Below are 5397 nucleotides of genomic sequence, written 5' to 3'. Positions count from 1 at the left end.
CCGCCGCCCGTGCCGGGGGCGGCCCGCCGGTCCCCCGGCGCGCACGCCCCGTTCGGGCGGCGGGCAGGCTCCATGCGACACCGCCGGTGGCCGCGCGTCAAGCCCCCGCGGCGGCGCGGCGCGCGCCCCGGACGCACCGGAGGGCGGACCGTGCGGGTCCGCCCTCCGGCCGTCGTGCGCCGTGCGGCTACTCGACGGTGACGCTCTTGGCCAGGTTGCGCGGCTGGTCGACGTCGTTGCCCTTGGCGAGGGCGAGTTCGCAGGCGAACACCTGCATCGGGATGGTGGCGACCACCGGCTGGAGCAGGGTGGGCACCGCCGGGATCTCGATCAGCTCGTCCGCGAACGGCCGCACCGCCTCGTCGCCCTTCTCGGCGATGACGATGGTGCGGGCGCCGCGCGCCCGGATCTCCTGGATGTTGGAGACGATCTTGTCGTGCAGCACGCCGCGGCCCTCGCGGGAGGGCACCACGACCACCACGGGCAGGCCGTCCTCGATCAGCGCGATCGGGCCGTGCTTCAGCTCGCCGGCGGCGAACGCCTCGGCGTGCATGTACGCCAGCTCCTTGAGCTTGAGCGCGCCCTCCATCGCCACCGGGTAGCCGACGTGCCGGCCGAGGAACAGCACGGTGTCGGAGTCGGCGAGGGACCGGGCGAGGTCGCGGACCGGGTCGACGGTCTCCAGCACGGCCTCGACCTGGGCGGGCATGTTCGCGAGCTGCTCGATGACGGCGTTGATCTCGTCGCCGAACTTGAGGTTGCGCACCTGCGCCAGGTACAGGCCCACCAGGTAGCAGGCGATGAGCTGGGTGAGGAACGTCTTGGTGGCGGCGACGCCGACCTCGGGCCCGGCGTGGGTGTAGAGGACGCCGTCGGACTCGCGCGGGATCGTGGACCCGTTGACGTTGCAGATGGCCAGCACCCGGGCCTGCTGCTCGCGGGCGTAGCGGACCGCCATCAGGGTGTCCATGCTCTCCCCGGACTGGGAGATGGCGATGACGAGGGTCTGCCGGTCCAGGATCGGGTCGCGGTAGCGGAACTCGCTGGCGACCTCGACCTCGCACGGGATGCGGCACCAGTGCTCGATGGCGTACTTGGCGATGAGGCCCGCGTGGTAGGAGGTGCCGCACGCGATGATGACGATCTTCTGGATCTCGCGCAGTTCGGCGGGCGCCAGGCGCATCTCGTCCAGGGTGAGGGTGCCGTCGACCCCGACCCGGCCCAGGAGGGTGTCGGCGACCGCCTGCGGCTGCTCGACGATCTCCTTGAGCATGAAGTACTCGTAGCCGCCCTTCTCGGCGGCGGAGGCGTCCCAGTCGACGTGGTACTCGCGGACGTCGGCGGGCCGGCCGTCGTAGTCGGTGACGGTGACCGAGTCGGCGCGCAGCTCCACGACCTGGTCCTGGCCCAGCTCGATGGCGTCGCGGGTGTGCGCGATGAACGCGGCCACGTCGCTGGCGAGGAAGTTCTCGCCCTTCCCGCGGCCGACGACCAGCGGGGAGTTGCGGCGGGCGGCGACCACCAGGTCGGGGTCGTCGATCGACAGGGCGACGAGGGTGAACGCGCCCTCCAGGCGGCGGCACACGGCGCGCATGGCGGTGGCGAGGTCGGGGGCGTCCTGGCCCTTCAGCTCCTCGCCGAGGAGGTGGGCGGCGACCTCGGTGTCGGTCTCGGAGGAGAACTTGCAGCCGCGCTCCTCCAATTCGAGGCGGAGGGCCGCGAAGTTCTCGATGATGCCGTTGTGGATGACGGCGACGCGGGCGTCGTTGTCGACGTGGGGGTGGGCGTTCACGTCGGTGGGCGCCCCGTGGGTGGCCCACCGGGTGTGCCCGATGCCGATGCCGTCGGCGGTGCGGGGCGCCTGCTCCAGGGCGCCGCGCAGGTTCGCGAGCTTGCCCGCGCGCTTCTCGGTCTCCAGGCGGCCGTCCGCGAGGACGGCGATCCCCGCGGAGTCGTATCCGCGATACTCCAACCTTGCGAGACCGCCAACGACGACCTCTAGCGCCGGTTGCGGCCCGACGTAGCCAACGATTCCGCACATGGCCGCCAGCGTAGCCAATGGCGGACGGTTCTCCGACCGCCCAGTGGACCAGACCATTCGCCGTTTCCGCAGGTAACGGTATAGACCACTGGGCGGGTCCGGGGTAGACCGCGCACGTCAGCGGGTCGGGGGCGGCGCGGCGGCCGGGCCGGGAGGCCCCGGAACCGGCCGCGAAAAAAATCTCCCGGCGTGTCCTGTTCGGGGTGGCCCGCCCGTTCCCTGGCGGCGACCGGGCCGCCCGCCGGAGCGGGGCGGCGGGCGGCGGCGGGCGGGGCCGCGGGGCCCCTGCTCGGCCGCCGCGGGGCGCTCGTCTAGGGTGGGGCGAATGGCGCACGCGACGAAGAGCGGTGTTCCCACGCCGTACGTGGAGCTGGACCGGACGGCGTGGGCGGCCCTGCGGGCCTCCACCCCGCTGTCCCTGACGGCGGCCGACCTGGAGGCGCTGCGCGGCACGACCGACCCCACGTCACTGGACGACGTGCGCGACATCTACCTGCCGCTGTCGCGCCTGCTCAACCTCTACGTCGAGGCCACCCGGCAGCGGCACGCCGCCGTGCGCGGGTTCCTCGGCGAGGACGACCGGCCGACGCCCTTCGTCATCGGCGTGGCCGGCAGCGTCGCCGTCGGCAAGTCGACCACCGCCCGCCTGCTCCGCACCCTGCTCGCCCAGTGGCCGGGCCACCCCAACGTCGAACTCGTGAGCACCGACAACTTCCTGTACCCCAACGCGGTGCTCGAAGACCGCGGCATCATGAACCGCAAGGGGTTCCCGGAGAGCTACGACCGGCGGGCGCTGGTGCGCTTCGTGTCGGAGATGAAGGCCGGCGCGGAGCGGATGGACATCCCCATCTACTCCCACCTCGCCTACGACGTGCTGCCCGGCGCCCTGCAGACCGTGCACCGGCCCGACATCCTCGTGGTCGAGGGCATCAACGTGCTCCAGCCGCCGCTGCCGGGGCGGCTCGCCGTGGCGGACTTCTTCGACTTCTCCATCTACGTCGACGCGAAGGTGGAGCACATCCGCTCCTGGTACCTCGACCGGTTCCTGGAGCTGCGCCGGACCGCGTTCTCCGACCCCCGCTCCTACTTCCACGCCATGGCGACGACCGTCCCCGAGGACGAGGCCCGCGAGTTCGCGCTGGCGACGTGGCGCGCCGTCAACGAGGTCAACCTGGTCGAGAACATCCGGCCGACCCGCGGCCGGGCCACCCTCGTCCTGTACAAGGGCGAGGACCACCGGGTGCGCCGGGTGCGGCTGCGCAAGACCTGAACGGGGCGGGGCGGGCGCGGCGGCGTCAGGCGGACTCGGCGCGGCGGCGTCAGGCGGACTCGGCGCGCCGCCGCTCGACGTGCCCGGCCGAGGACAGGCAGGCCGAGAACGGGCCCGCCGCCGCGCACAGCCGGTCGAGCGCGGGGTCGAGGTGGTCGCGGTGCCACATGCCCGGCCCGGCCGGCCCCGCCACCGAGGTGTCGGCCAGCTCCTCATAGGCGAGCCGCACCGCGTGCAGCCGCCCCACCGCCTCGTGGTGCTCCCACCAGACCGGGCACCAGCGGGCGGCGTCGCCGTAGACCGGCACGAGGAAGTCGTTCACCCAGGAGACGAGCGCCGCGAGTTCGCCCTTGTAGGCGTCGCGGGACATGTTGAAGATGAACGGGGTCGCCGCGTCGGCGGCCCCGGGCCGCTGCGGTGCCGCGGCGAGGTCGGTGAGCTGCGTCTGCAGTCGGATGACGTCCGCGCCGAGCTTGTGCATGGCGTTCTGCAGGTGCGCCACACGCTTCGACAGGCCGTCGTCGGTGGCGATGCGATCGTCCGTGGAGGTCATGCGGCAAGTCCCGTGCTGCTGTCCGTGCCTGGAATGTGCTGATCCCAGCAAGTAAACCAGTGCTCCGGGTCGGCCGGGGCATCGGCGGGGGCGAGTGGGGGCACCCCCGACGGTACGCGACCGCCCCCGCCTGGGCGAACACGCACCGGCCGCACCGACGCCACCGCAGCAGGGCAGAGATCGGCCGGGCATGTCCCGGACACACCCCCGGGGCCCTCCGGCCCGCCCGTAACCCGCCCGGGCGTCCGCCCGGAACAGACACCCGGCGGCGTCGCGCGGGGGACGGACGACCGGCGGAGGTGACCCAGCGGGTGTCGGACCGCCCGGAACCGGACCGGGGGCACGCCCGGAACGGAGGGCGCGGTGCCGGAACGCGCGTTCGAGGCCTCCCGCGCTCCGTGAGCCCGTCGACCTCGCGCCCGCTACCTGACGCGTGGTGTCGGGTATCGGCGTGATCATGGGGCTCCTCCGCCGAGCCGCCGCACCGGCCGCCGGCGGCCGGGCCCGTCGCCCCGCTCCGCTCTCCGACAAGGACGTGATCCGCATGACCGCACCCGCCGCGCTCGCCATGGTCGACCTCGACTCCGGCGCCCCGCGCACCCCCGCCGCGTTCTACGCGGCGGTCCTCGGGTGGGAGGTGGTGTACGCCGAGGGCGCCTACGCGATGATCCGCGGCGAGGGCGCCCCAATCGGCTCGGCCGGGTCGACGGGGTACCGGCCGCCGAACTGGCCGGACCCCGAGGGGGAGAAGCGCTTCCACCTCGACCTCTACGTCGACGACCTCGACCGGGCGGAGGCCGACTGCACCGCCCTGGGCGCCACGCGGCCCGACTTCCGGCCGGGGGAGCGCCGGCGGGTCCTCCTCGACCCCGACGGCCGCCCGTTCCGCGCCCGCCTCCGGCCGGAGGCGGAAGCCTCCTGACCCCGGTACCGGCGGCGCCCATGCCATACCGCGCGACCCGGGACGACCGCATCGATGCGGTCCTCCGGGGGCCGGGGGCGCCGATGGCGGGGGTGGCGCGGCGGGCCGAATCGCCGATCACGTCGGCGGTGCGGCATGCTCTTCGCAGGATCCGCCGCGGATCCGCGAGGAAACGGGACGCGACAGCGACGGGAGGCCCGCGTGCGCCAGGCACACACGGTCGGCACGGTCCGCACGGCCGAGAAGGCGGTCATGGAGCGGCTGCCGGAGGGCGCCCTGATGCGGCGCGCCTCCGGCGCGCTCGCCGGCGTGTGCGCGCGGATGCTCCGCCGGGTGTACGGCGCCCGGGTGGTGCTGCTGGTCGGCGGCGGCGACAACGGGGGCGACGCCCTGTACGCCGGTGCCGCACTGGCCCGGCGCGGCGCCGCCGTGCGGGCGGTCCCGGCCGCCGCCACCCTGCACGAGGGCGGCGCCACCGCGCTGCGCGCCGCGGGCGGCCGCGTGCTGGCCCCCTCCACCGCCGGGGGCGCGGCCGACGCCGAGGCGGAGATCGCGGCGGCCGACCTCGTCGTGGACGGGCTGGTCGGCATCGGCGGCCGCGGCGGGCTGCG

At 74.4% G+C, this 5397-nt stretch carries 5 protein-coding genes; 3 read left to right on the top strand and 2 right to left on the bottom strand.

Annotated features, from left to right (window positions below):
• Positions 1-187: 187 nt before the first annotated feature.
• The gene (gene glmS, locus NT8_RS26985; protein WP_067975616.1) at positions 188-2041 is read right to left on the bottom strand and encodes a glutamine--fructose-6-phosphate transaminase (isomerizing); all 1854 of its coding nucleotides are present in this window, start codon (positions 2039-2041) and stop codon (positions 188-190) included.
• Between the two features lie 364 nt (positions 2042-2405).
• Between glmS and coaA the strand changes: the two genes are divergently transcribed.
• A complete protein-coding gene (coaA, locus tag NT8_RS26980) occupies positions 2406-3311 on the top strand; it encodes a type I pantothenate kinase (RefSeq protein ID WP_067975613.1) in 906 nt (301 codons plus the stop codon).
• Between the two features lie 49 nt (positions 3312-3360).
• Here coaA and NT8_RS26975 read toward each other — a convergent pair whose 3' ends face one another.
• Complete coding sequence (locus NT8_RS26975; protein WP_067975610.1) at positions 3361-3864, bottom strand: DUF4913 domain-containing protein; 504 nt, start codon at positions 3862-3864, stop codon at positions 3361-3363.
• 544 nt (positions 3865-4408) lie between these two features.
• Between NT8_RS26975 and NT8_RS26970 the strand changes: the two genes are divergently transcribed.
• On the top strand, positions 4409-4786 hold the full coding sequence (locus NT8_RS26970) for a VOC family protein (protein ID WP_067975619.1): 378 nt from the start codon (positions 4409-4411) through the stop codon (positions 4784-4786).
• A 201-nt stretch (positions 4787-4987) separates the two neighbouring features.
• Positions 4988-5397, top strand: a 410-nt coding sequence (locus tag NT8_RS26965) for an NAD(P)H-hydrate epimerase (protein ID WP_281203541.1), incomplete at its 3' end; no start/stop codon positions are given.

The organism is Nocardiopsis trehalosi NBRC 14201, assembly GCF_001552555.1.
In the GTDB taxonomy this organism is placed as follows: Bacteria; Actinomycetota; Actinomycetes; order Streptosporangiales; family Streptosporangiaceae; genus Nocardiopsis_B; species Nocardiopsis_B trehalosi.
This window is presented reverse-complemented; position numbering and strand designations above follow the sequence as displayed.

Coding starts and splice junctions, on each gene's coding strand:
- glmS (WP_067975616.1), bottom strand. CDS start 2,041: ATGTGCGGAATCGTTGGCTACGTCGGGCCGCAACCGGCGCTAGAGGTC.
- NT8_RS26975 (WP_067975610.1), bottom strand. CDS start 3,864: ATGACCTCCACGGACGATCGCATCGCCACCGACGACGGCCTGTCGAAG.
- NT8_RS26970 (WP_067975619.1), top strand. CDS start 4,409: ATGACCGCACCCGCCGCGCTCGCCATGGTCGACCTCGACTCCGGCGCC.